Origin of the sequence: Rhodococcus sp. T9N, from assembly GCF_024436645.1 — a bacterium.
Lineage (GTDB): Bacteria > Actinomycetota > Actinomycetes > Mycobacteriales > Mycobacteriaceae > Rhodococcus_F > Rhodococcus_F qingshengii.
Window position 1 is genome coordinate 109,480 of record NZ_JAMSKS010000003.1, and the last position, 23,843, is coordinate 133,322.

The 23,843-nt window shown below is 62.4% G+C and carries 22 protein-coding genes; 15 read left to right on the forward strand and 7 right to left on the reverse strand.

All coding sequences use genetic code 11. The features are described 5' to 3' along the window. The first annotated feature begins 7 nt into the window (after positions 1 to 7). Complete coding sequence (locus M1L53_RS06925) at positions 8 to 811, forward strand: TetR/AcrR family transcriptional regulator (RefSeq protein WP_007733476.1); 804 nt, start codon at positions 8 to 10, stop codon at positions 809 to 811. Here M1L53_RS06925 and M1L53_RS06930 read toward each other — a convergent pair. Next, positions 746 to 1,729 carry a sugar-binding transcriptional regulator gene (locus M1L53_RS06930; RefSeq protein ID WP_007733475.1) on the reverse strand — a complete coding sequence of 328 codons (984 nt, stop codon included), beginning with the start codon at positions 1,727 to 1,729 and terminating at the stop codon, positions 746 to 748. The genes M1L53_RS06925 and M1L53_RS06930 overlap by 66 nt on opposite strands. Positions 1,730 to 1,968: 239 nt before the next feature. Here M1L53_RS06930 and M1L53_RS06935 point away from each other — a divergent pair, with 239 nt between their 5' ends. From M1L53_RS06935 to M1L53_RS06945, 3 genes are all read left to right on the forward strand, one after another. Further along, positions 1,969 to 2,796 (forward strand): MIP/aquaporin family protein, encoded by an 828-nt coding sequence (locus tag M1L53_RS06935; protein ID WP_054188873.1) that lies wholly within the window; start codon positions 1,969 to 1,971, stop codon positions 2,794 to 2,796. 64 nt (positions 2,797 to 2,860) lie between these two features. After that, entirely contained in the window at positions 2,861 to 4,369 is a 1,509-nt protein-coding gene (glpK, locus tag M1L53_RS06940; RefSeq protein WP_003939742.1) for a glycerol kinase GlpK, read from the forward strand. A gap of 48 nt (positions 4,370 to 4,417) precedes the next feature. Beyond that, positions 4,418 to 6,133 (forward strand): glycerol-3-phosphate dehydrogenase/oxidase, encoded by a 1,716-nt coding sequence (locus M1L53_RS06945; protein WP_030535370.1) that lies wholly within the window; start codon positions 4,418 to 4,420, stop codon positions 6,131 to 6,133. A 67-nt stretch (positions 6,134 to 6,200) separates the two neighbouring features. On the opposite strand, the gene M1L53_RS06950 is transcribed toward M1L53_RS06945, so the two are convergent. The 4 genes from M1L53_RS06950 to M1L53_RS06965 are packed head-to-tail and all read right to left on the reverse strand — an operon-like array spanning position 6,201 to position 9,377. Next, positions 6,201 to 7,478 carry a HAMP domain-containing sensor histidine kinase gene (locus M1L53_RS06950; RefSeq protein ID WP_054188872.1) on the reverse strand — a complete coding sequence of 426 codons (1,278 nt, stop codon included), beginning with the start codon at positions 7,476 to 7,478 and terminating at the stop codon, positions 6,201 to 6,203. After that, positions 7,475 to 8,152 carry a response regulator transcription factor gene (locus M1L53_RS06955; protein WP_003939990.1) on the reverse strand — a complete coding sequence of 226 codons (678 nt, stop codon included), beginning with the start codon at positions 8,150 to 8,152 and terminating at the stop codon, positions 7,475 to 7,477. The genes M1L53_RS06950 and M1L53_RS06955 overlap by 4 nt, the downstream gene beginning before the upstream one ends. 12 nt (positions 8,153 to 8,164) lie before the next feature. Beyond that, the gene (locus tag M1L53_RS06960; protein WP_054188871.1) at positions 8,165 to 8,728 is read right to left on the reverse strand and encodes a hypothetical protein; all 564 of its coding nucleotides are present in this window, start codon (positions 8,726 to 8,728) and stop codon (positions 8,165 to 8,167) included. Then, positions 8,721 to 9,377, reverse strand: coding sequence for a hypothetical protein (locus tag M1L53_RS06965; protein WP_003939689.1), 657 nt, complete (start codon positions 9,375 to 9,377; stop codon positions 8,721 to 8,723). The genes M1L53_RS06960 and M1L53_RS06965 overlap by 8 nt, the downstream gene beginning before the upstream one ends. 253 nt (positions 9,378 to 9,630) lie before the next feature. Here M1L53_RS06965 and M1L53_RS06970 point away from each other — a divergent pair, with 253 nt between their 5' ends. The 7 genes from M1L53_RS06970 (at position 9,631) to M1L53_RS07000 (ending at position 17,316) form a co-directional block, all read left to right on the forward strand. Next, positions 9,631 to 10,197: a hypothetical protein gene (locus tag M1L53_RS06970; RefSeq protein WP_054188870.1), complete on the forward strand. Its 567-nt coding sequence runs from the start codon at positions 9,631 to 9,633 to the stop codon at positions 10,195 to 10,197. Positions 10,198 to 10,260: 63 nt separating this feature from the next. Beyond that, positions 10,261 to 10,722: an RNA polymerase subunit sigma gene (locus M1L53_RS06975; RefSeq protein WP_054188869.1), complete on the forward strand. Its 462-nt coding sequence runs from the start codon at positions 10,261 to 10,263 to the stop codon at positions 10,720 to 10,722. A gap of 236 nt (positions 10,723 to 10,958) precedes the next feature. Beyond that, positions 10,959 to 11,882 carry a thiamine pyrophosphate-dependent dehydrogenase E1 component subunit alpha gene (locus M1L53_RS06980; RefSeq protein ID WP_051649553.1) on the forward strand — a complete coding sequence of 308 codons (924 nt, stop codon included), beginning with the start codon at positions 10,959 to 10,961 and terminating at the stop codon, positions 11,880 to 11,882. 10 nt (positions 11,883 to 11,892) lie between these two features. Next, positions 11,893 to 12,942, forward strand: coding sequence for an alpha-ketoacid dehydrogenase subunit beta (locus M1L53_RS06985; RefSeq protein ID WP_007733466.1), 1,050 nt, complete (start codon positions 11,893 to 11,895; stop codon positions 12,940 to 12,942). Positions 12,943 to 12,944: 2 nt separating this feature from the next. Further along, positions 12,945 to 14,462 carry a 2-oxo acid dehydrogenase subunit E2 gene (locus tag M1L53_RS06990; protein WP_054188868.1) on the forward strand — a complete coding sequence of 506 codons (1,518 nt, stop codon included), beginning with the start codon at positions 12,945 to 12,947 and terminating at the stop codon, positions 14,460 to 14,462. A gap of 6 nt (positions 14,463 to 14,468) precedes the next feature. Continuing rightward, positions 14,469 to 15,866, forward strand: coding sequence for a dihydrolipoyl dehydrogenase (gene lpdA / locus M1L53_RS06995; protein WP_042921670.1), 1,398 nt, complete (start codon positions 14,469 to 14,471; stop codon positions 15,864 to 15,866). Between the two features lie 106 nt (positions 15,867 to 15,972). After that, positions 15,973 to 17,316, forward strand: coding sequence for a helix-turn-helix domain-containing protein (locus M1L53_RS07000; protein ID WP_261949210.1), 1,344 nt, complete (start codon positions 15,973 to 15,975; stop codon positions 17,314 to 17,316). Here the strand turns inward: M1L53_RS07000 and M1L53_RS07005 are convergent. Further along, positions 17,222 to 18,433: a low temperature requirement protein A gene (locus tag M1L53_RS07005; RefSeq protein ID WP_261949211.1), complete on the reverse strand. Its 1,212-nt coding sequence runs from the start codon at positions 18,431 to 18,433 to the stop codon at positions 17,222 to 17,224. The two genes, M1L53_RS07000 and M1L53_RS07005, sit on opposite strands and share 95 nt — an antisense overlap. An 85-nt stretch (positions 18,434 to 18,518) precedes the next feature. Between M1L53_RS07005 and M1L53_RS07010 the strand changes: the two genes are divergently transcribed. The 4 genes from M1L53_RS07010 (at position 18,519) to M1L53_RS07025 (ending at position 21,390) form a co-directional block, all read left to right on the forward strand. Further along, positions 18,519 to 19,328, forward strand: coding sequence for a helix-turn-helix transcriptional regulator (locus M1L53_RS07010; protein WP_007733461.1), 810 nt, complete (start codon positions 18,519 to 18,521; stop codon positions 19,326 to 19,328). 94 nt (positions 19,329 to 19,422) lie between these two features. Further along, positions 19,423 to 20,589: an LLM class flavin-dependent oxidoreductase gene (locus tag M1L53_RS07015; protein WP_007733459.1), complete on the forward strand. Its 1,167-nt coding sequence runs from the start codon at positions 19,423 to 19,425 to the stop codon at positions 20,587 to 20,589. A gap of 49 nt (positions 20,590 to 20,638) precedes the next feature. Continuing rightward, positions 20,639 to 21,088, forward strand: a complete 450-nt coding sequence (locus M1L53_RS07020; protein ID WP_007733458.1) for a flavin reductase family protein — start codon at positions 20,639 to 20,641, stop codon at positions 21,086 to 21,088. A gap of 11 nt (positions 21,089 to 21,099) precedes the next feature. Next, positions 21,100 to 21,390 (forward strand): hypothetical protein, encoded by a 291-nt coding sequence (locus tag M1L53_RS07025; RefSeq protein ID WP_042451185.1) that lies wholly within the window; start codon positions 21,100 to 21,102, stop codon positions 21,388 to 21,390. 9 nt (positions 21,391 to 21,399) lie between these two features. Here the strand turns inward: M1L53_RS07025 and M1L53_RS07030 are convergent, their stop codons facing one another. Further along, on the reverse strand, positions 21,400 to 23,817 hold the full coding sequence (locus M1L53_RS07030; protein WP_007733454.1) for a lysylphosphatidylglycerol synthase transmembrane domain-containing protein: 2,418 nt from the start codon (positions 23,815 to 23,817) through the stop codon (positions 21,400 to 21,402). Positions 23,818 to 23,843: the final 26 nt, after the last annotated feature.

Sequence of the window (23,843 nt, forward strand, 5' to 3'; positions counted from 1 at the left end):
GGAGCTTATGGATCGCGGAGCGCTACCGAGAGCAGTTGAACTGGCCTGGGGACTGGACCAGCCGGGAACGCGGGGTCCGAAGAAGGGGCTCAGTCTCGAGCAAATTCTCGACACCGCGATCGAATTGGCCGACGCAGAAGGCGTCACCGCTCTGTCGATGGGCCGCGTGGCCAAAGCGCTCGGGTTCACGACCATGTCGCTCTACCGCTACGTGGCAAGCAAAGACGAACTGATCGAACTGATTTCGGATCGGGTGATCGGGCCGCCGCCGGTAATTCCCGACGGCGTGACCTGGCGCGTCAAGCTCGAGGCGTGGGCGAATCAGGAGTACGCCACGATGCTGAGTCGACCGTGGTGGCTCAAGCTGCCCATCACGGCTCCACCGACCGGGCCCAACAACATGGCGTGGCTCGACGCGGGTCTGAGCGCCCTCGACGGGGTCGCCCTGAGCGCCGCGTCGAAGTTCCAGGTGGTGACCAACGTGTCGTTGTTCGTCATCGGCCGCGCTCGATTCTCGGCTGACCTGGCGTCTCGTTCAGCGCAGTCGGCAGACGACGACGTCGCATACGGCGCTCTCATTGCTCGTGTCATCAATCGGGAGGGATTCCCCTACCTGAGTGCCGCAATCGAGGAAGGCGGCTTCGAGGACGGCAGCCCGGAGGGTGAGGCCGCCGGCGACGATGCCTTCGATTTCAGTTTCTCGCTTGGCTTACTTCTCGACGGAATCGAGAAGCTGGTGCAGCGGTCAGGACACCAGCGCGGTGGCGCTGACGTCGTCGATGATCAGATCGGTGATCAGCCCGCCCCGTAGTGCTCCCTCCAGGGCCGGCAGTTTTGCTGTTCCGGCGACGATGCACACGCGCCTGGCGACCTTCTCGAAAAGGTCCAGTCGCGGGCCGCTCGCGCGCTCGTTGAGTTCGATTCCGCGGTAGCTCCCGTCCGACCGGAAGAAGACGGTTGCGATGTCGCCGACCACTCCGTCGCGTCGAAGTGCTTCTGCTTCATCGGGTTCGAGGTATCCGGCGGTGTAGACGTGACTCGGTACGTTGCCGCCTGGTACGCCGATGCTGAAGACTGCCAGGTCCATTCGCTTCTGCATGTCCAAGACGCGTTTGATGCTTCGTTCGCGCCACAGTTGCTCCCGAGTTTCCGGGTAGTCGAAGAAGGCAGGCACCGGAAATCCTTGTGGCAGAGCACCGTAGGCGTCGGCGATGGTTCTGATGATGTCGCTGGCGTAAGAGATTCCGGTGGTGCGAGTATTCGCGGCGCCGTTGAGTTGCACGACGTACGAGTTGTACGTGCGTTTGGGGGCAAGGTGCTTGCTGACTTCACTGAGTGTGGTTCCCCAGGCGATCCCCATCACCATGTCGCTGTCGAAGAACGACGCCAGCAGGCGTCCGGCAAAGGTTGCGACCTTTTCGAGTCGCTCGAGATCTCCCACCAGTTCCGGCACGGTCACCACGTGGGCGCGCACTCCGTACCGTTCCGAGAACTCGCGTTCGATGCGAGGAGCCTGGCCGTGCGGGGTGCTGATCTTGATCTCGACGAGACCCGAGGTGCGCGCGTAGGTGATCAATCGGGAGACGGTGGATCGGGACACCCCCATGTCGCGGCCGATGGCAGCCATGGTCTGGTCCTGGAAGTAGTAGAGGCGTGCGGCCTGAACTGCGTCGGCGATGCGCGGGTCCGCCGGATCGGAGGTAGCGGAGTCCGAAGTGGGAGTTTCCATGGGTTCGTCCTGTCTGCACGTACGTGCAAGAGCATTGAACCGAATCTTATCCGAGTAGGCCCAGGCTGAGGCGCTCGATCACGCAAAGTCCCAGAAGTGTGTCTGTTACCCGCGTTACGGTGCGCAAATGGGGCATTTGCACATATGTGCACGAGCTATGCGTGAATGTGCAAACGGCCTTACGCTACGGGTGCAGCAATCCAAACTATGACATGCATCACAACGAAGTGAGGGTGGGGATGGAGAAAGCCAAGCGATTAGGGCTTCCAGGCGAGTTGGCAGCCGAGTTCGCCGGAACGATGATCTTGATCTTGTTCGGCGTCGGAGTTGTGGCGCAGGTTGTGTCCGGCGGGAGCGGTGGGGGTCTCGGCGGACACGACAGTATCGCGTGGGCCTGGGGACTCGGCGTCATGTTCGGCATCTATGTCGCAGGCCGGGTGACGGGTGCTCATCTGAACCCCGCAGTGACCTTCGCCTTTGCGATCTTCCGGGGATTCTCCTGGCGCAAGGTCCTGCCCTACACGCTGGCGCAGACCGCTGGAGCCTTTGTCGCGGCCCTGATCGTCCGGTGGAATTACAACGACATGCTCAATGCCATCGATCCCGGACACACAACGGCGACTCAGACGATCTTCTCGACGATGCCCGGAAACGGAACGCTCCCGGTCAGTCTGGGATCAGCGCTGATAGATCAGATCATCGGCACGGCGATCCTGTTGTTCCTCATCGTTGCGGTGACCGATACTCGGGGAACTCCGCCGCTCGCGAATCTTGCGCCCTTCGTCGTCGGTTTGATCGTGGTGGCAATCGGATTCGCATGGGCGACCAACGCGGGTTACGCCATCAATCCGGCCCGTGACTTCGGTCCGCGGCTGGCGTCGCATCTCACCGGTTACGGCAGCGCCTGGCGAGATCAGTACGGGAGCCTGTATTTCTGGGTGCCCATCGTGGGGCCGCTGATCGGCGCTCCGATCGGGGTGTTCCTCTACGACAAGCTGATTGGTCGATTCCTGCCTGACGAGTCGGTGGAGAAGGCAGCCGAGGAGCCGGCCACGATACCGGCCTGATGGCGAATCATCATCTCTGACAGTAAATCTTTCGCACTTTCTTCGACACCAAAGGGGTAGCACGATGGCGCAGTTCGTAGCCGCGATAGACCAGGGAACCACCTCCACGCGATGCATGATCTTCGATCACAGTGGGCACGTAGTCGCTGTCGAACAGCACGAGCACACACAGATCTTTCCGCAGGCAGGCTGGGTCGAACACGATCCGATCGAAATTTGGGACAACGTCCGCAACGTCACCGCGGGCGCCTTGGCCAACGCAGATCTGACCGCGGCCGACATCGCATCCGTCGGCATCACCAATCAGCGTGAGACGGCAGTGGTCTGGGAACGAGCAACCGGAAAGCCCGTTTACAACGCCATCGTCTGGCAGGACACACGCACCGATCGAATCTGTACTGCACTCGCCGGCGAAGACGGCCCCAGGAAGTACACCGAAGTCACCGGATTGCCGTTGGCCACGTACTTTTCGGGCCCCAAGGTCAAGTGGATTCTCGACAACGTCGAGGGCGCGCGTGAGAAGGCCGAAGCAGGCGAGTTGTGCTTCGGCACGATGGACACCTGGGTGCTGTGGAACATGACCGGCGGCGTCGACGGCGGAGTGCACGCTACCGACCCCACCAACGCGTCGCGCACTCTGTTGATGGATCTCGACACTCTCGCTTGGGATTCGGCGATCTGCGCCGACATGGGCATCCCCGAATCGATGCTCCCCGAGATTCGCAGCTCGTCCGAAACTTTCGGATTCGTGCGCGAACGCGGAACGTTGTCCGGCGTGCCGATCGCCGGAATCCTCGGCGATCAGCAAGCAGCGACTTTCGGTCAGGCCTGCCTCTCGCCCGGAGAAGCGAAGAACACCTACGGAACCGGCAACTTCGTGCTCCTCAACACCGGCACCGAAAAGGTGATGAGCAAGAACGGCTTGTTGACGACGGTCTGTTACAAGATCGGTGAGCAGCCAACGGTTTACGCACTGGAAGGATCGATCGCCGTTACCGGTTCGCTGGTCCAGTGGCTTCGGGACAACCTCGGCATGATCGACAACGCGGCCGACATCGAGGTGAACGCGCGCTCTGTGGACGACAACGGTGGCGCGTACTTCGTGCCCGCGTTCTCGGGCCTGTTTGCACCGCATTGGCGCGCGGATGCACGCGGTGCGATCGTCGGTCTGACAAGGTTCGTGAACAAGGGGCACCTTGCCCGGGCGGTGCTCGAAGCGACTGCGTACCAGAGTCGTGAGGTGATCGAGGCGATGAACCTCGACTCGGGTGTCGACTTGAAGGTTCTCAAGGTCGACGGCGGAATGGTCGCGAACGAACTCCTCATGCAATTCCAGGCCGATTTGCTCGACGTCGAGGTGATCCGCCCTGTCGTTGCGGAGACCACGGCATTGGGCGCTGCGTACGCCGCTGGTCTCGCGGTCGGGTACTGGGAGAGCGAGGACGACATTCGCAGCAACTGGGCGAAGGACAAGAGCTGGACGCCGTCGATGGATTCGGCCGAGCGTGAGCGCCTGTATGCAGGCTGGCAGAAAGCCGTCACTCGGACACTCGACTGGGTCGACGCAGACTGATCGCGGCGCCCCCATTTCTACCTATTTTCAAGTGAAGGAACAGTTTTCATGAGCACAGCACAAGCATTGAGTCCGTCCTCGCGGGCGGAGTCGCTGAAGAAGTTGGAAGAAACCGAACTCGACGTCCTCGTTATCGGCGGTGGCGTGGTCGGAGCGGGTAGCGCGCTCGACGCCGCAACTCGCGGTCTGAAGGTGGGCTTGGTGGAGGCTCGCGACTTCGCGTCCGGAACCTCGAGCAGGTCGAGCAAGCTGTTCCACGGCGGACTGCGTTACCTCGAGCAGTTCAATTTTGCGCTCGTGTTCGAGGCACTGCGTGAGCGGTCGCTGGTTCTGAATTCGCTGTGCCCGCATCTCGCGAAGCCGGTGCCGTTCATCTACCCACTCGAGAAGTTGATCGACCGGCCGTACGTCGGTCTGGGCATCGGCGTCTACGACGTGATGGGCGCAGGCCGCGGGGTTCCCTCACACCACAAGCATGTGGGCAAGAAGAAGACTCTCGAATCGTTCCCGTCCGGAAAGCGCTCTGCTATCCGGGGTTCGGTCAAGTTCTACGAGGGTCAGGTAGATGACGCCCGCCACACGATGATGCTGGCGCGCACGGCGGCCGAGTACGGTGCGCTGTGCGTCAACAGCACCCGCGTAATCGGCTTTCTCCGTGAGGAGGACCGCGTAGTCGGGGTGAAGGCCGTGGATCTGGAAACAGGTCGCGCGTTCGAGATCCGTGCTCGTCAGGTCATCAACGCCGCCGGTGTGTGGACTGACGAGATTCAGGAAATGGTAGGTGGTCGAGGACAATTCCAGGTTCGCGCTTCGAAAGGTGTGCATTTGGTCGTCCCGCGAAACCGCATCAACTCTGCGACCGGAATCATCACGCGGACCGAGAAGAGTCTGCTGTTCGTGATTCCGTGGGGAAGCCACTGGATCATCGGTACGACGGACACCGACTGGAACCTCGACCTCGCCCATCCGGCAGCGAGCCGAAGCGATATCGACTACATCCTCGGACATGTCAACAAGCTCCTTCAGGACGAGTTGACGCACGAGGACGTCGTCGGTGTGTACGCGGGGTTGCGTCCGTTGCTGTTCGGCGAATCGGATTCGACCAGCACTCTCTCGCGTGAGCATGCGGTGTCGAGTCCGGTCCGAGGTTTGACGGTGGTCGCCGGTGGCAAGTACACCACTTACCGCGTGATGGCCAAGGACGCTGTCGATTCCGCGGTGCACGGATTGGAACAGAAGGTGCCGAAGTCCTGCACCGAGCGTATCCAACTTGTGGGTGCCGACGGCTACTTTGCCGCGCACAACAATCGGCATCTCACCGCTGAGCGCACGGGACTGCACGTTTCGACCATCGAGCACCTACTGGGTCGGTACGGCACTCTGGCTGACGAGTTGTTCGAACTCGTCGAGGCGCGACCGGAACTGGGGCAGCCGTTGGACTCCGCCCCCGAGTACCTCAAGGCGGAGATCCACTACGCTGCGAGCCATGAGGGTGCGCAGCATCTCGACGACATCCTCACCCGTCGTACCCGCATCTCCATCGAGGTTACCGATCGCGGCGATGCGGCAGCTACCGAAGTGGCGGAACTGGTTGCGCCGGTGCTGGGTTGGACTCCCGAGCACATTGCCGAGGAGATCGAACACTACCGGTTGCGTGTTGCAGCCGAGCGGGAATCTCAGGAGCAGCCCGATGACCTGACCGCTGATGCGGCGCGCCTCGGTGCACCGGACGTTCGAACCGGAGTCACTGTCGGACAGGTTTGAGTCCGGGACACCACCAATGATCGGCCGGGACGCTGTGTCCCGGCCGATCGACCGAACTGCCTCGGTGTCAATCGAACTCGTCTGCCGAACATTCAGGGAGGTCGATCGTCACAACCGCGCCCTCGTTCGGATGGTTCGCGAAGTCGATACGAGCGCCGATGACCGCCGCTTGTCCCACTACGATCGTCAAGCCGAGGCCCAGGCCTGAGTTCGGGCCGCGTTCGACGGAGTTGGTCTGAAATCTCTTCGGCCCCTGGCGAAGCCACTCTTCAGTGAACCCGACGCCCCGATCTCGGACCGTGATGCGGGAGTGGTCGACGTGGACATTGATCGGCGACTTTCCGTGATTGCGAGCATTCAAGATCAGGTTGGCGATGATCCGCTCCAGTCTGCGCGCGTCGGTGTACGACACGGGGGTGCCGTGAACACTCACTTCACACTCGACTCCTGTGGTGGAAATCGCGTGACGCACCACCGGCGCCAGTTCCACCGATTGGATGTCTGCCTGCTCGGAGGTGGTGTCGAGGCGTGCCACTTCGATGACGTCCTCGGCGAGCCTCCTGAGTTTGTGGACGCCGTCGCGCACCAATTCGGTTGGCCTACCGGGTGGCAGGAGCTCTGCGGCGCCGACCAGTCCGGAGATGGGTGTTCTGAGATCATGCGCGATGTTGGCTGTCACGCGCTTCTCGGCGTCCAATTGTCCCCGTAGAGCATCGGACATCGCGTCGACCGCATCCGCCAGCTCGGTGATCTCGTCGTCGAAAAGCGACCAGGTGACCGAGCGGACGCGGATGTTCGCTCCGGTAGACACTTTGCGGGCCGCACGGGCGGCCGAGCGCAATCGATACGACATCGCGAGTCCAAGCAGCACACCCAGGACAGCACCCGCCGCGATCACTGCGACGGTGGCGTTGCGAAGTGTCCGATCGACGCTGGCGATCGATTCCCGCTGCGCGGTGTACGGGACGCGAATCGCCACCACCTGAGTGTTGACGTCGGCAGCAGCCCAGACGAATGGCTGGTCCCCGCTGTCGACAAGGTAGGTGGCACGTTTGCCGCCCGCCACGGCCTCGCGCAACTCTTCCGGAACGTCGAGACCATCTGTGGTGGCGCGGAACAGCGCACGCATGCTGCCCGTTTCGTCCTGCAGCACCAGTTGGAGATTGCGATCAGCTGCCGCCCGCGCTGCATCCTCTTGGTTGTGTGAAAAGGTTTGATGCATCACGGTACTGAGCGTGATCGAGGCGACGGCAATCACGAACGTGATGGCCGCCGCGATCTTCCACTGAAACGACAACCGCCTGCCGGTGGACGGGAGCTTGGCGGCGAGATCCCGCGATCTCACCGATGGTTGTCCATCGTGTAGCCGAACCCCCGGACGGTCCGGATCTGTTCGGAGCCGATCTTCGTGCGCAATCGCTGAACGTGAACGTCGACGATGCGCGTATCGCCGCCCCAGTCGTAATCCCAGACGTCCGAGAGCAGTTCGGAGCGAGACCAGACTTTGCGCGGCACACTCACCATGACCAGGAGCAGCTTCATTTCGGTGGGCGTGAGAGCCACTTCGGCGCCCGAACGCGTGACGGTCACCAACTCGCGATCGATCTCCAGATCGCCGAGAGTCACGATGTCTTTCTCCGTACCGGAATGGGATTCGACCCGCCGGAGCACACTTCGGATACGGGCCACCAGGACACCGCTGTCGAAGGGCTTGGTGACGTAGTCGTCGGCACCGGCTTCCAATCCGAGAACGATGTCGACCGGGTCGTCGCGCGCGGACAGCATGATGACCGGCACCGACAGTTCCTCACGAATGCGTCGGCACAGGCTGATTCCGTTCAGGTCGGGAAGCATCACGTCGAGGACGGCGATATCCGGCTTGGCGTCGACCGCCATATCCATTCCGGTCAACCCACCCGATGCGGTGATTACCCGAAACCCGTTGCGTTCGAGATTCAATTGCGTTGCTTCGCGTATGACAGCGTCGTCTTCGACTAGCAAAATCAACGGATCGGTCATCGGCCTTCGCTTTCATGGGAACGGAACACTCTCAAACCCTTCACCGGTCCACTTGTATGCAGTCGACGATTGACAGAACTCCGGAATGCCGGGGTCTTTGCACAGGTCGACCATGACCGACAATCCTCCGGTTGAGCCGACGACGTAGCGTCCTGGGTCTTGCACTCCGAAGACTTTGTGAGCGCCCGATTCGTCGATCTGGTAGACGAATCCGGCGACCATGAAGCTGACCGGTGGGGCCGGTCGTCCCCAGATGCCGACAGACTCGCAGGTGAAGACATTGACGACGGCATCTTGCCAAACGGCGCCTGTCACGGGGGAGTACCGGATTTCGTAGGGGAAGTTCGCATCACCGCACAGTCGGAGACTGTCCTTGACCGCATCGGACACTTCCGGGTCTGCTCTGAGGAGGGCAACAGGATCGATGCTCAAGCCCTGTGAGAGATCCGAGGAGTCGAGTGATGCTGCGATATTCGGAGTGGGTTCTGATTCAGGCTCGGTGGAACAGGAGGCGAGAGCAAACGCGACCGGCAGGCAAACACCGGCGAGCATCGCGCGGCGACGGCGATCAATCACGGATGAACTCCATTCCATCCCAGTGGAACTCGGTCCGAAGCGGTGGACGGGGGCAACATTCGAACTCCGGTGGCCGCGGATCCGTTTCCAGGACAGACAAACTCGCGGCGCGTTGACCGCTGACGATGAACTTTCCGCGCTCTTCGACGGAGAACAGGCGCTCACCCAGTTCGGGATCGTCTTCACTCGAACCGGCCTTGCCGCTGCGGTAGACGTAGCCGGCAAGGTTGACCGAAATCGACACTCCGGTCCCGGGTTGGTGGGCCGGTTGGCACGGATACACATTCATGACGACGAGTTCGGTCTCCGGCACGATACGCGGTGCGCCTGGATCGAGAAGGATGGACCCGACCGAGATCGGATACCAGTCAGGGCACGACCGAAGTTCTGTCTTCACTCCCTCGGACACCCCAGGATCGTCGAGGAGCGCCCGGCCCAACCTCGAGTTTTCGGCAACCCGTCTGGCCAGGTCTGCAGGTTGTGTGACGGGCAACCCGGTGGAAGCGACATCGCCTTCGATCACAACGCCCTGGGTGGACGCGCAGCCGGTGATCACGGACGCTCCGAGGGTTGCTGCCGCGAGCGCTGTACCGAACAGGCTGCGAGTACGGTCTGATCGACCGCCGCAGATGTCACTCCGATACAACACGTTCCCCTCCCCGGCCGCTGCGAACCCTCTCATCGGCATGTGCGTTTTCATACGATCACAGGTGATCTCGATATCGGAGTTTTGCCACCCACCGTTACGTAATCGTATGAATGTCAGGACCGTCGAGAGTTGGTACGCGACCGACGGAATTCTGTTACGAAACCGATGGAATCAGGCTCCTAGAGTGAGTCACGTCGGTGTTCACCGCTTGGGCGGAACGAGCTGATCCGCGTATCGAGGAGTGTGAGAGCAAATGCCTGAACTATTGCTGACCAACAAGACTCGGCGTCTGCGAGTGCTGCTCGCCGTACTGACGATCGGGGTGGTGTGCGCGATGACAGGGTGTTCGAGTGATGACAACAGCGCTCCAGGAGACGAACCGACGACTACATCGGTGGTTGCGGCGTCTACGACCCCACCGCCGCTGACCGCAGCGACCACTTCGGAGACAGTCGAAAGCTCCAACTCGGTGGGCGGCGGTACGGACGCATCCACCCCCGGAGTCCCGGCGGGCGGAGCAGCGCCGGCCTGGACCCCGGTCTCGACCAGCGCGGTTGCCCCTGCGGCCCCTGGTCCGGCTACCGAGTCGACCAAGTGCACCGATCAGATCAATTATGTGGGTGACCCTCGTTCGAATGCGGAGATCAACAGCATCGGAGAGCAGATGGGTTCGTGCCCGGCGCCGCTCCCGCCCGATGCCGTCGAGCCCTCCGAGAAGTGCACCGACCAGATCAACTACGGCGCTGACCCTCGTTCCAACGCCGAGATCAACATCATCGGGGAACAAACCGGGATCTGCCCCGAGCCGATACGCCCCTAGCGACTTCAAAACCTGAGCAGTAGTCGGGAATTCGACCAAGAGCCGAAGCAGGGGGAGATCGGAATGACAAGCAGGGCAGGTGGACGTTCGATCGACAGAGTTGCCGACGATGCGTCCCGAGGGGATCGGGACGCGATTGCAGAACTCCTTCAACGCATCGTGCCTCTGGTGACGCGGCGCTGTCGTGCCGAACTGCGACCGCTCGACGCTGATCGTATTGCCGTCGTTATCTGCCGATCCGTCCTGTCCGACATTCGGCGACGTAGACGTGCCGGAGAAGCGTTCCTCGCGCATCTGTACGACGCGATCAGTCGCGAAATCGATTCGCTACCCGCCTCCAGTCGACTCACTCTGCCCTTCGGTGATCTGTCGGCCGCAGAACGCAACGTCTTGGTAGCTCGCATCGTTGTCGGCTTCGACGTGCGCGAGACGGCGCTGTCACTGAGAACGACAACGAGCGCCGTCGAACTCGCCCAACACCGCGCGCTGGCCAAGATCAGACGCGGCAGCCTGAGCGGCGCCTGAATCAACGCTCGAAAGTCAACAGCTGCAACCCTTCGCAACTCCCGGCAACCTCACGCAACTCTTTCCCTTCGCCCGTGACCTACACGACACTGCATGGCGATGAGTGATCGAGAACGAGGAGTGTGACTGTGGTTCAACGGACGGCGCAGAAGCCGACAACCCCAGGATCGAAAAGGACCGGCGCCAAGCCTCATTCAGGGCTGGACCGGGATGCATTGCTGAAGGCGTACGAGAAGATGTCGCGCATCCGTGCGTTCGAGGATCGACTGCACGAAGAGAATGCAACCGGTGACATCCCCGGCTTCATTCACCTCTACTCGGGCCAGGAAGCCATCGCGGTGGGAGTGTGCGAGAACCTGAGCGACGCCGACTACATCGGATCCACTCACCGCGGTCACGGGCACTGCATCGCCAAGGGCTGCGATCTGAACGGCATGATGGCCGAGATCTTCGGCAAGGACGACGGCCTGTGTCGCGGTAAGGGCGGCTCGATGCACATCGCCGACCTGTCCGTGGGAATGCTCGGCGCCAACGCGATTGTCGGCGGAGCCCCGTCGTTGGCGATCGGCGCTGCACTGAGTGGCAAGACGCTTCGAAACGGTGTCATCGCTGCGTCGTTCACGGGAGACGGTGGATCCAACCAGGGAACCGTCTTCGAGGCGATGAACATGGCTGTGGTGCTGGATCTTCCGATCGTCTTCGTGATCGAGAACAACGGATTCGGTGAAGCAACAGGAACCGACTACGCGGTGGGCGCACCCGACATCGCCGCCCGCGCTGCATCCTTCGGAATGCCTGCCGTCAAGGTGGACGGCACCGACTTCTTCGCGGTCTACGACGCGATGGCGGAAGCATCGGAGCGCGCCAGGACCGGCGGTGGCCCCACCACGATCGAGGCGGCGGCATTCCGTTGGCACGGCCACTTCGAGGGTGACGCGCAGCTGTACCGCACGGCGGAACAGGTTGCGCAACTACGGGAAACCAAGGATCCGCTCAAGAATTTCCGTAGCAGCGTGGATGTGAAGAAGGTCAGCACCGCTGATCTGGACGCGGTGGACGAGCAGTCGCGAGTGCTGGTGGACGAGGCGGTAGCGAAGGCGCGTGCCGCGGCGTATCCACCCGTCGAGAATCTGCTGACAGATGTCTACGTGTCGTACTGAGGAGCCCGAGATGACAAGCGTGGAAGCCGAGAACGTGTCGAAGAAGACCTACCGCGAGGCCGTCAAAGAGGCCATCGCCCAAGAAATGCAACGCGACCCGAGCGTCGTTCTCATCGGGGAGGACGTACGGGGTGGGCATGCCGGTACCAATCCCGATCTGGAGACGAAGAAGATCGAGGCATTTGGCGGTGTCCTGGGTGTCACCAAGGGATTGTGGACGGAGTTCGGATCGGAGCGTGTAATCGATACCCCGATCACCGAATCCGCGATCATCGGAATGGCTGCCGGAGCCGCACTGACCGGACTGAGGCCGGTCGCAGAGCTGATGTTCATGGACTTCTTCGGAGTCTCCTACGACGCGCTCTACAACCAGGCTGCCAAGTTCCGCTACATGTTCGGTGGCAAGGCCAGAACCCCGCTGGTGGTGCGAGGCATGATCGGCGCAGGGTTCTCCGCCGCTGCACAGCACTCTCAGTCTCCGTACAACGTGTTCGCGGCGGTGCCTGGTCTGAAGGTAGTCGCTCCGTCCAATGCCTACGACGCCAAAGGCCTTCTCATCCAAGCCATCCGGGACGACGATCCCGTCGTCTTTTGTGAGCACAAGGTTCTCTACGACCTCAAGGACGAAGTGCCGGACGAGCCGTACGCGATTCCGTTCGGCGTCGCCAACTACACCAGGCAGGGCGACGACGTCACGATCATCGCGTTGTCCGCAATGGTGAACCGCGCCAACGACGTAGCAGACAAGCTGGCCGCCGAGGGTATTTCGGTCGAGGTTGTCGATCCTCGTACCGTCTCACCATTGGACGAGGACGGCATCCTCGAATCCGTCGCATCGACCGGACGCGTCGTGATCGTCGACGAATCCGCCGCCCGCTGCGGTTTCGGGCACGACGTAGCCGCGCTGATCGCCACCAAGGGATTCAACTACCTGAAAGCGCCGATCGAACTGATCACTCCGCCGCACACGCCGGTTCCGTTCTCCCCGACCCTCGAAACTGCCTGGCTGCCTGACGCGGCGCGCATCGAAGAGTCGGTTCGCAAGCTGGTGAGAGCCTGATCATGGCTGACATCAAAGCTATCGACATCCCCAAATGGGGGCTCTCCATGGAGGAGGGGTTGGTCAACGCCTGGCTCATCGGGGAAGGTGACTCGTTCACCAAGGGCCAGTTGATCTGTGAGATCGAGACCAGCAAGATCACCAACGAGCTCGAGGCGCCGTTCGACGGTGTTCTCCGCAAGATCGTCGGCACGCCTGGGCAGACTCTGCCCGTCGGCGCCGTGATCGGTGTATCCGCCGATGCGTCCGCGACGGATGCGGAGATCGAGCAGTTCCTCGCCGCCCGCGGCGCAACCGCGCCGGCGGAAGAGCCGGCACCGTCACCAGCTGCTGCGCCGGCGGCTCCCGTGACACCTGCGGCTACACCGGCTGCGAAGGTGGTTGTTGCAGCGAAACCTGCACCAACCGGTTCCACCGTCGTACCGAGTGTTCTGCAGGGCACGACGCAGAGCGACGTGTTTGCGAGTCCTCGCGCACTCCGACGTGCCGAATCGCTCGGAATCGATCTCGCCGCCGTAGTGGGTACCGGTCCCCTCGGGCGGATCAGTGTCCGCGACATCGACGACGCGATTCGTGACGCCGGTGGCACTGTTGCGCCGGTAGTGCCGGCCGCGAGATCCGGCCTCCCGCTGCGATCGACCGCCGACGACAGTGCCGTGCCTGCCACCCCGGTCGCACGCAGAACTGCCCGATCACTGGGCGTCAACCTGCATGACTGTCGTCCGACGGGTTCGCGGGGGCGCGTCTGCGTCGCCGACGTGCACGACGCCGCTCGTTCCGCGCAGCTCCTGCCCGAGGCGGCGGCTGAGACCGAATCTGTTGCGGCCGAACCCGAGTACGACACAATTCCTTTCACCCCCATGCGATCGGCAATCGCCGGTAGGTTGCAGGCGTCCAAGCAGCAGGCACCCCATTTCCGGCTCACCGCAGACCTCGAGCTCGATGCGCTCCTCGCTCTGCGCAAGGAGATCAATTCGACCGTCCCGGCGGTCAAGCTGTCGGTCAACGACTTCATCGTGAAGGCTTGCGCCGCTGCACTGATGAAGGTGCCGGACGTGAACGTCCAGTTCGATGCCGCGAACGAATCGGTTCTTCGATTCGCGTCGGCGGATGTCTCGGTGGCAGTTGCACTTCCGACCGGGCTGATCACGCCCATCGTGCGTAGCGCGAATACCAAGTCGTTGGCGGACATCTCGGGTGAGGTGCTCTCGTTGGCCACCAAGGCGAAGACCGGCAAACTTCGTCCCGAAGAATTCCAGGGCGGAACCTTCACGGTGTCCAACCTCGGCATGTTCGGGATCAAGGCATTCGACGCGATCATCAATCCGCCCCAGGGAGCGATCCTTGCCGTAGGTGCGGGGGAGAAGCGCGCGGTGGTGGTCGGTGACAGTGTTTCTGCCCGGACCGTGATGACCGTGACCCTCTCGTGCGATCACCGGGTTATCGACGGAGCCCTGGGTGCGACCTTCCTTCGGGAGCTCCAGCGCTTTGTCGCTTCTCCCGCGCTGATGTTGGTGTAAGGGGCTGTGGTGGAAAACAATACGTCGCATAAGTACGACGTTCTTGTCATCGGTGGCGGCCCCGGTGGTTACGTGGCGGCGATCCGGGCTGCCCAGTTGGGGTTGAACGTCGCGCTGGTAGAACGTGATCGCCTCGGAGGTATCTGCCTCAACTGGGGTTGTATCCCCACCAAGGCGATGCTGCACGGCGCGGACGTCGCGCATACCTTGAGTGAATTCGACACATACGGATTCAGTTCGGCGTCTGTCCAGTTCGACATCTCGAAGTTGGTGTCGTTCAGCCGAGGGGTTTCGGAGAGGTTGTCCGGCGGTGTTGCCTATCTGATGAAGAAGAACGGCGTCGACGTCATCTCAGGCGCCGCGAAGTTGGTGGACAAAGGCGTCGTATCCGTGGGAGGACAGACGTATCGAGCCGACCACGTGATCATTGCAACCGGTGCCCGGCCGCGTTCGATTCCCGGCGTTGCCCCCGACGGTGATCGGGTGTGGACCTACTTCGACGCGCTCGTCCCGAAGGAACTGCCGAAGTCGCTGCTCGTGATCGGGTCCGGCGCGATCGGAGTTGAATTCGCCAGCCTGTACCGCGATCTCGGAACCGAGGTGACCATCGTCGAGATGGCACCACACATCATGCCGGTCGAGGACGAAGAGATCTCGGCCTTCGTTCGCAAGCAGTTCGAGAAGCGTGGCATCACGATTCACACCGGAGCCTCGGTGTCGGCGGTGACCGTCGGCGACGACGCCGTCCAGGTGAATGTGCAGACGAGCGACGGTGTCGAGTCGTTGACCGTGGACCGGGTGTTGGTGGCGGCCGGAATCACCGGCAACGTCGAGGATCTGGGGTTGGAGGCTCTGGGCGTCGAGATCGAGCGCGGTGCGATCGTCACCGACCAGTGGTGCCGTACCAGCGCTTTCGGGATCTATGCGATCGGTGACGTCGCGGGCGCTCCATGTCTGGCGCACAAGGCAAGCCACGAAGCTGTCCTGTGCGTCGAAAAGTTGGCAGGCGTGCCCGACGTTCATCCGCTCGATCGCGACTACGTTCCGGGATGCACGTATGCCCGCCCACAGGTGGCGAGCCTGGGTCTGACGGAGAAGCAGTGCGCCGGTACTGGTCGCGCGCTGCGGGTCGGACACTTCGACCTGCAGGCGAACGGCAAGGCACTGGCGATCGGCGAGGCCGAAGGCTTCGTCAAGACGATCTTCGACGCCGATACCGGGGAACTTCTCGGCGCGCACATGGTCGGTCCGGATGTGACCGAGCAGATTCAGGGTTTCGGTATCGCTCGATCCCTCGAAGCCACCGGCGAGGATCTCGCCGAGGTCGTGTTTGCTCATCCGACGCTCTCGGAGGCAATGCACGAGTCTGTGCTCTCGGCGCTGGGGAGACCCCTCAACGCGTGAGCACCGTTCGCGTGCGTGAACGCCGTCCTTTCGTTCACGCACGCGAACAACTCTGCAACCGGGTGCAACGCTCGCTTTCGATGACCCCGTCACATAGGACTGGAGTGTGATCGGCGAAACGAATCGACTCGAACCGGCCCTGGCCAGTGGTGAAGACCCGGCGCAGTACGCACGTGTTCTCGAATCCGTCTACGAAGCAACGATGTCGGGACGCAAGCCGCCTGCGCGTCCGCGCTCCGTCATCGCGAATTCGTGGTCGCGTTTGCGTGCGCTCGGACTCGATCCGGACCGGTGCTCGATCACCGAGACGGGCCGCGAATCCGAGATCGAAGAAGGCAGACGCGCAGCCGGCATGGCGGAGATCTTCGACGAGGCGGTGCACGGTCTGGCACCACTCGTCGGCCCGGACGACGCGAATCTGATCGTGGTGGCGGACCGCTACGGACGTATCCTCTGGCGACACGGGTCCAGTCGAATGCTGGATCGGGCCGAACGGCTCGGGATGATCGAGGGTGCGTCGTGGACGGAGGAAGCTGTCGGTACCAACGGGATCGGCACTTCCTTGGCATCAGGTTCGGCAGTGCAGGTGTTCTCGGCCGAGCACTACTCGCGCTCGCAGCATCCGTGGACCTGCTCCGGGGCGACGGTTCGAGATCCGCGTAGTCGCCGGGCCATCGCCGTCGTGAACGTCGCCGGCGCAGCAGACACGGTCCACCCGTCGACTCTCGCTCTGGTGGACAGTGTGGCCAGGCTGGCGGAATCCGCACTGCGGGAGAAGCATCGAATCGGATTGGATCAGCTCCGGATGATCTCGGTATCGACGCTGGCTCGCGCGAGTCAGCCGACAGTGGTCGTGGACCGCAGTGGCTGGGTCGCGGCGGTGGACTCGATGGCGCCGATCTACAGAATCGCACTGCCGAAAGTGATGAGCAGCGGCGAGCATTGGCTCCCGTCGCTCGGACTATGTATGTGCGAGCCGCTTCCGGGTGGTTGGCTCGTCCGCCCTCAGATGGATCCGGCGTCCGGAACGGTTTGTGCCGAAGTCGAATTGGATGTGCAAGATCCGAATGCGATGGAATTGCGGTACTCCTCGGCAATGGGGAGCTGGAGCATCGACCTCAGCCCGCGCCATTCGCAGATCCTCGTGGCTCTGACACATGCGCCCGAGGGCCTCACGGCCTCGCAGCTCGCCTCACAGTTGTTCGGCGATCCACGCAAGACGGTGACCGTCCGGGCCGAGATGTCGAGGTTGCGTAAGCGATTGGCCGGAATCCTGTTGGCTCAGCCCTATCGCTTCGACCCGGCGGTGAGGGTAAAAACCGCCCCTGCTGTGCGCCTTTATTACCCGCGGGGGGTTAATAACGGCGCACAGCAGAGCGGCGCGAACGCCGCACCTGCGCGTACTCGTAGCCGTTCTGCCAGGACACGGTGGCCACCAGCACCCAGATGATCCACGTGGCGCTCATGTGCGTGCCGACGATGCCCATGACGATGGGGATGGCGGTGCACGGGAGCGCCCAGCCGAGCAGCCACCGTCGGTCCGATCGCGCGAACAGCCCTGCCACCAGGCTGATTCCGAAATAGACTGCGATGCTTCCGCACAACAACCACCGCAGGTTCGCGGGCGTGTGCTCCGCGCCGTGTTCGGTTGCCGCTCCGAGCCCTGCGACCAGAACCGCGATAGCGCCGGTGGTGAAACAGTGCAGCGCCATGTCGATGCGAGCGGGAAACTTCTCGGCCTGCAGGTGCGGAACACCGGCGTGGCCGTAGAGAAGCGAGAGAGCCCACATGCCCGAGAGCAGGACAAACGATCCGACTGCGAGGCTGACCACCGTCGAGTCCCAGGTGAGCTTCGAGGCCGCAGAAATCACGAGGATCACACCCTCGCCCAGCACGATGATGACGTACAGGCCCAAGCGCTCGGCAAGGTGAGCCCGATCGGAGTGCAGGGCTTCGAGTTCGGGCATCCGGTCGTCCTTGAACCCCCGAACCTTGATGATGCGGTCGAGCTTTTCCTGCGCGTCTTCCATGATCGCGCTGCCGGAGACGACGAACATGATCAGCAGGTCGATGGTCACACCGGCGGTCCAGAGCCAGAACCGAGTTTCGCCCTCGAACCAGAACGAGACGATCCACGGGATCACACCGAGAGACATCTGGGCGATCGGCCAGTCCACGACTATCTGGCCGTTGTGCCACACCCGACTCGCCAGCAGACGTACGGCCACGTAGGCGACAGCGAAGGCCAGCGCATGGTTGTCGTGGATGCCGGCCACGGCCGCCATCATGACGGCCAGTCCGAACATGGCGATCAGCATGCTCGGGATCCGGACACGGTCACCGGCAACGTTGCCGTACATCGTGAACGTCGCCCACGCGGTCCAGAACGCGAGATAGAGCAACGCGTAGAGCGCGACATCCGACCACGACGGCGAACCGTGGAGCAGGTGAGCCAGCTGACCGATACCGGCAACCACGACGAGGTCGAAGAACAATTCGATCCATGACGCGTGTCGCTCGAGCACCGCCTTCTGCTTCGAGTCTGGTTCATTTCCGAGTTCCGACATACAGCTCAGTATCGGCTATCGGCATCAACAGTGCTGGTAGGCGGCGAAGTTGTCCGTTCTCTCGAAGTAATGCATATGCTGTCCGATGAGTGATCTGGATCATAGTTCGGGTGAGGTGGTCGACGTGCACGGTAGCGGTGACGTCGCTCTGTCCGCTGCGGACTACGACCGTGTCTTCGCTGTCTTCGACTACTGCTCGGCCGCGAGAACGCTCGATCAGCTCAAGGATCTCCTCATGGTCGCGCTCCATGATCACTACCGCTGTCCCAACACCACCTTCCTTGCCGGCCCGACCTTCACGACGGCTTTCGCCGACCCGGATCCGGTGACGACCGGGCGGATCACGCCGATCCTCGACGAGTACCAAGCGCACTGGTACCTCGACGACGTTTTTGCGACGGCGCAATCGCGGGCAACGCTGTTGGCATCTCCCGCCATCACGCACACTCAGTTGGCCGACGTCCCTTCACAGTCGGCGACGTACCTGCGAGATTTCCTCTATCGCAAACGCCTTCACAGCGCGTCGGTGATGCATCTCCAGTTGGCCCACGGCGGTCACGGTCTGGTGGGGATTTTCGATTCAGAAGGCAAGGATCTGTCGGGGCGCGACATCGTGGGCTTGGGCATTCTGGGCAAGCAATTGTCGCTGTTGTGTCAGACGCTGCCCGGGCAACGCGAGCCGGGATGGCGAGAGAAGCTGACGCCCCGGCAGATCGATCTCGCGGAGTTGTTGGCGGACGGCCATACCAACGACGAGATCGCGGTGATCCTGTCGCTGAGTCCGGACACGGTGAAGAAGTATGTAAGCCGCATCCTTGCTCTTCTGCGCGTTCGCAACCGTGCCGAGTTCGTGAAGTTGGTCTACGCGCAGAAACTTGCCGATCAACGCGCTTGAGATTGTCCACTTTCGTGCACTGTGACCGCGGTCACGGCACGGATAGCGTTTTCGGTGCACGGCCAGGAGTTGGCCCACAGCACTAGGAGAACTCATGAGTAGGCTTCGTTTCGGGTATTTCATGGCACCGTTCCACGTCCCCGGACGCAATCCCACCGCCGCACTGCAGCGTGATCTCGAACTGGTCGAGTACCTCGACCGGTTGGGCTACGACGAGGCGTGGTTCGGTGAGCATCACTCTGCCGGAAGCGAGATCATCGCGTCGCCGGAAATCATGATCGCTGCAGCCTCGCAGCGCGCACCTCGGATTCGTTTCGGCACGGGTGTCACGTCGTTGTCGTATCACAACCCGCTGTGGGCAGCGGATCGAATCATGCAGTTGGATCACCTGACTCAGGGGCGCACCATCTTCGGAGTCGGGCCCGGTTCGTTGCCCACCGACTCGGCGATGATCGGTCTGAACCCGACGGACACCCGAGAGTTGTTGCAGGAGAACCTCGACATCGTCGTGCGCCTTCTTCGTGGCGAGACGGTTTCCGCGAAGACACGAACCCACGAGCTGTACGACGCCAAGCTGCAGCTCGCTCCGTACTCGGAGAACGGCATCGAAATCACCGTGGCCGCAGTGGCCTCCCCGACAGGACCTCGCCTGGCCGGTACGCACGGTCTCGGTCTGCTCTCCATCGGAGCAACCTTGTCCGCCGACGGTTTCGACGCCTTGGCGCACCACTGGAATGTGATGGAGGAACGCGCTGAGGTCAACGGGACGACGGTGGATCGTCGGCAGTGGTCTCTTGCCGGACCTTTCCACATCGCCGAAACCGAGGCGGAAGCACGCAAGCAGGTCGAGTACGGCATCGAGGAGTGGTTCGACTATTTCCAGCACGTCGCGGCCTTCCCTCAGATGGCGGTCTCCGGTGCGCGTCTGAGCGAGATGATCGACTTCATCAACGAGGCCGGGATCGGTGTCATCGGCACACCGGAGCAGGCCAGACGTCAGGTACAACGGCTGTGGGACCAGTCCGGTGGTTTCGGCTGCATGCTGCAGATGGGTCACGATTGGGCGAACCCGCAGGACACCCGACGTTCGGCAGAGTTGTTCGCGCAGGAGGTCTTTCCGCACTTCCAAGGGCAGGCGCAGGCGACGCTCGACGCGGCAGCTCACGCGCGCGCTGTCAGGGAAGGGCATGCAAAGGCGCAACTCGACGCCGTCGACCACATGACGAAGAAGTACGCACAAGAGTTGGCAGACAAGGGCTGACATCGTGAATGTCCCACAGGGCAACCGGGCGTTGCGTTTTCGAGAAGCCATGGCGCACGTGTGCTCACCGGTCGCCGTCGTCACGGCAATGGACGGCGACCGGCCGCACGGCACGACGGTCAGCGCATTCATGTCGTTGTCGATGGACCCGCCGATGACCGCGGTGGCTCTGGATCGACAGTCGGAAGTTCTCGGCCTCATCGAAGGAACGCGGAGGTTCGCGATCAATGTCCTCGGGACCGCGCAAAGCTCACTGGCGGTTGCCTTTGCGAGGAAGGGCCGTGCGAAGTTCGACGGTGTCGAGTGGGCGGAGCATCTCGGTGTTCCGAGACTGCCGGACGTATCCATCTGGATCGCGTGCACCGTTGATGCCGTCGTGGACGGTGGTGATCACAAGATCGTGACAGGATCGGTGGACGAGGTCGAGCACCGCGAGTCGAATCCACTGACCTACCACCGGCGTGTATTCGGTACGCACGCACCGACGTCAGTGCTCTAGGAAGGAGAGCCATGTATGTACTGGTGGACGACGGCCGCGTCAGCATCCACGATGTGGACAACCTGAAGGCCTTTCACGTCGAGGTGAGTGCCGACATCTCCGAAGCCGAACTGGACGAACTCTTGCGCCTTCAGGATTACGGATACGTCAGCGGTGGTAGTGCATTCATCTCGGTAGCCCGCGTTCGCGAGAGCACCACGGACGTCGAAGGTGTTGCCGCGATGGTCGACTACGCCCAGAGCAAAGGCTGGGTGGACGAGGACGGCGAAGCACTGCAGGCTCACGTCGTTCGCCAAAAGTAGCGGAACGGCTCAGACCATGTCGTTCTTCTGCAGCCACCGCAGTGTCGGCCAACCGCAGAACACCGGGAGCCAGCAGGTCAGCACTCGGTAGAGCAGGACCGACGGGACCGCGATGCTTGCCGGCAGTCCGAATGCGGACAGACCACCGATGAGGGCGGCCTCGACGGCTCCGACGCCACCCGGTGTCGGAGCCGCCGAGGCGAGCGTCCCACCGATCATCGTCACGATGGTGACGGTGATGAACGTCGTTCCGCCGCCGAATGCCTCGACGCTCGCCCACAAAGCCAGGGCGGCACCCAGAGTTGTTGCGGCGCTGCCGCCCACGATGATGAGGAAGCGCGTGGGATTTCGCGCGAGTTGGCTCAGTTCACCCAACACCTCGGTGATCTGAGGACGCAGATCGTCGCGCAGCCACCCACGGAGTTTCGGGATGAACATGAATGCACCGAGAACTCCGAGCGCGACGCCGCCTGCCAGATACAGAACAGTGGATCCCGGGATGAAGTGCGAGAGGTTCGTATCACGTCCGGCGACGATCGAGAAGAAGATCAGCAAGCCGACGTGGGTGACCACCTGGACCGTCTGCTGCAGCGCGACTGCGGCCGTTGCACGGACGGTACCGAGCCCGCCCTTCTGCAGGAACCGCACGCTCAGCGCGAGCCCGCCGACTCCGGCCGGAGTTGTCGTCGCCGCAAAGGTGTTGGCCACCTGCATGATCAAGAGGTTGCGGTAACTGACCATCGACGACGCACAGGCCCACAGGGCCGCTGCCGCGCCGACGTACGTCAGTGCGGAGACGCCGAGGCCGAGCAGTGCCCACCACCAGTTGGCCGTCTTCAGTTCGGTGATGAACGCGGGGACCTGGCTGATGAAGGGGTAGGCGACGTAGACCAGACCGATGAGCAGAACGAGCTGGATCAGCTGGTTGCGACTGAATCGGGTGACCTGTGCGGGAGCGACCTTTTCGATCCCGTTCTTGGCACCGACCTCGTCTCGGATCTCGGTCATCAGTTTCGCGGAATCCGTGACCGTCCGCCGAATTCGGTTGGGCAATGCAGCGGTGGTCAATCGGCCGGAGGCGGCGAGAATCGTGTCTGCGCCTTGCGCTCGAATCGCGGCGTCCACCGCTGCATCGACCCCGAACAATGATGCGGTGGCGAAGAGAAGTTGTGCGTTGTCGGACTGCATCTGAACTTCGGTGGCGCCGAATTCGGAGTACGCGTACCCGCCGAAGAGGATGGTTCCGCCTTCGACACGAATCTCGGAAGCGCGCAGGTCGCCGTGCGCCATCTGGTGCACGTGAGCGGTATGCAGTGTTTGCCACAGCGCGTCGATCAGTTTGGTGGATTCTTCCTCGCCCGCCTGGTTCTCGACGGCGACGGCAAGGGGGATGCCACGAGGACTCGGGCGCGCGTACATCTCCCACCCGCGATCGAGTACCGAGATTGCGACGGCCTTGGAACTGGCCAGACCGATGTCGGCGAAAGCGATACCCATGAGCGCTCGGTGTTCGACGGCGCGACGAAGCGATCCGTAGGGCGGCGGAGTTTCACGGTTACGGAAAGAGATCCAACGGAACGTCTGTCGAATTGCTCCGCTGCTTCGCTGGTTCTGTCCGTACAACTCGACGACGAGTTCGTCGAAAGGTTCGTCGTCCGGTGCTTGGTCGATGGCTGCGGACATGACAAGAGGCCCGATTCCCGAGGGACTCACGACGCGGAATGCGGTGACGCGGTAACCGCGCCGCGCGAGTACGCGTACTGCCGAGTCCAACGGCACTTCGAGGGCAGGGGTGCCGACGGCGAGAACGATCACCGCGCCGATCAGGTAACCGACGGCGAGACCCAGCATCGATCGTGCGGGAACGATCGAGCTGACGATCAGATGGATGGGAGCGAAGAGCAGAAGCAGCGTCCACCAGGCTCGTCGCCACTTCTTCGGAAGCCACGGGCCCGAGACGGTGAGCACCGCCGCGAGCATCGCGATCCATCGCGGATCGTCGAGGAATTGAGACAGGAAGGTGGCGTCGAGTCGGTCCGGCACGTCGAGGTGCCATTTCGGTGCCGCCAGGCCTGTTCCGGTGAAGGACAGCGCGACACCGGCGCACAGTCCGGCGGCGGCGTATCCGGCCAGCAACTTCCACCGGCGCCCGACGATCAGGCCGATCAGGATGGCGAACGGTAGCGCCAGAATTGCGATGCCGTAGAGCAGGTACACAGTGTCGGACAGGCTCGGCGAGAGAACACCGACGATGTTGGACACCGACGTTTCGAGGGCGTCCCACTGACTTCGAGTGATCAGAGATCCCGCGATCACGCCGCCGAGCAGCACAGCAGCGATCGCAACCCGCATGATGTCGCTCGTACGGCGGTGCAGTGGTGGCAGGAGGCTTCCCGTTACCGGGATCTCCCGTCCGTCTACTCGCATCTCGCCAGAACTCTCTTCTCTCGGGG

Excerpts from the sequence above, each read along its gene's own strand:
- M1L53_RS07015 (WP_007733459.1), top strand. The coding sequence starts at position 19,423 with ATGAGTAGGCTTCGTTTCGGGTATTTCATGGCACCGTTCCACGTCCCC.
- M1L53_RS06980 (WP_051649553.1), top strand. The coding sequence starts at position 10,959 with ATGTCGCGCATCCGTGCGTTCGAGGATCGACTGCACGAAGAGAATGCA.
- M1L53_RS06985 (WP_007733466.1), top strand. The coding sequence starts at position 11,893 with ATGACAAGCGTGGAAGCCGAGAACGTGTCGAAGAAGACCTACCGCGAG.
- M1L53_RS06945 (WP_030535370.1), top strand. The coding sequence starts at position 4,418 with ATGAGCACAGCACAAGCATTGAGTCCGTCCTCGCGGGCGGAGTCGCTG.
- M1L53_RS07005 (WP_261949211.1), bottom strand. The coding sequence starts at position 18,433 with ATGTCGGAACTCGGAAATGAACCAGACTCGAAGCAGAAGGCGGTGCTC.
- glpK (WP_003939742.1), top strand. The coding sequence starts at position 2,861 with ATGGCGCAGTTCGTAGCCGCGATAGACCAGGGAACCACCTCCACGCGA.
- M1L53_RS06975 (WP_054188869.1), top strand. The coding sequence starts at position 10,261 with ATGACAAGCAGGGCAGGTGGACGTTCGATCGACAGAGTTGCCGACGAT.
- M1L53_RS06990 (WP_054188868.1), top strand. The coding sequence starts at position 12,945 with ATGGCTGACATCAAAGCTATCGACATCCCCAAATGGGGGCTCTCCATG.
- M1L53_RS06955 (WP_003939990.1), bottom strand. The coding sequence starts at position 8,152 with ATGACCGATCCGTTGATTTTGCTAGTCGAAGACGACGCTGTCATACGC.
- M1L53_RS07030 (WP_007733454.1), bottom strand. The coding sequence starts at position 23,817 with ATGCGAGTAGACGGACGGGAGATCCCGGTAACGGGAAGCCTCCTGCCA.
- M1L53_RS06935 (WP_054188873.1), top strand. The coding sequence starts at position 1,969 with ATGGAGAAAGCCAAGCGATTAGGGCTTCCAGGCGAGTTGGCAGCCGAG.
- M1L53_RS06925 (WP_007733476.1), top strand. The coding sequence starts at position 8 with ATGGATCGCGGAGCGCTACCGAGAGCAGTTGAACTGGCCTGGGGACTG.
- M1L53_RS07020 (WP_007733458.1), top strand. The coding sequence starts at position 20,639 with ATGGCGCACGTGTGCTCACCGGTCGCCGTCGTCACGGCAATGGACGGC.
- M1L53_RS07025 (WP_042451185.1), top strand. The coding sequence starts at position 21,100 with ATGTATGTACTGGTGGACGACGGCCGCGTCAGCATCCACGATGTGGAC.
- M1L53_RS06970 (WP_054188870.1), top strand. The coding sequence starts at position 9,631 with ATGCCTGAACTATTGCTGACCAACAAGACTCGGCGTCTGCGAGTGCTG.
- M1L53_RS06930 (WP_007733475.1), bottom strand. The coding sequence starts at position 1,729 with ATGGAAACTCCCACTTCGGACTCCGCTACCTCCGATCCGGCGGACCCG.
- M1L53_RS07010 (WP_007733461.1), top strand. The coding sequence starts at position 18,519 with ATGAGTGATCTGGATCATAGTTCGGGTGAGGTGGTCGACGTGCACGGT.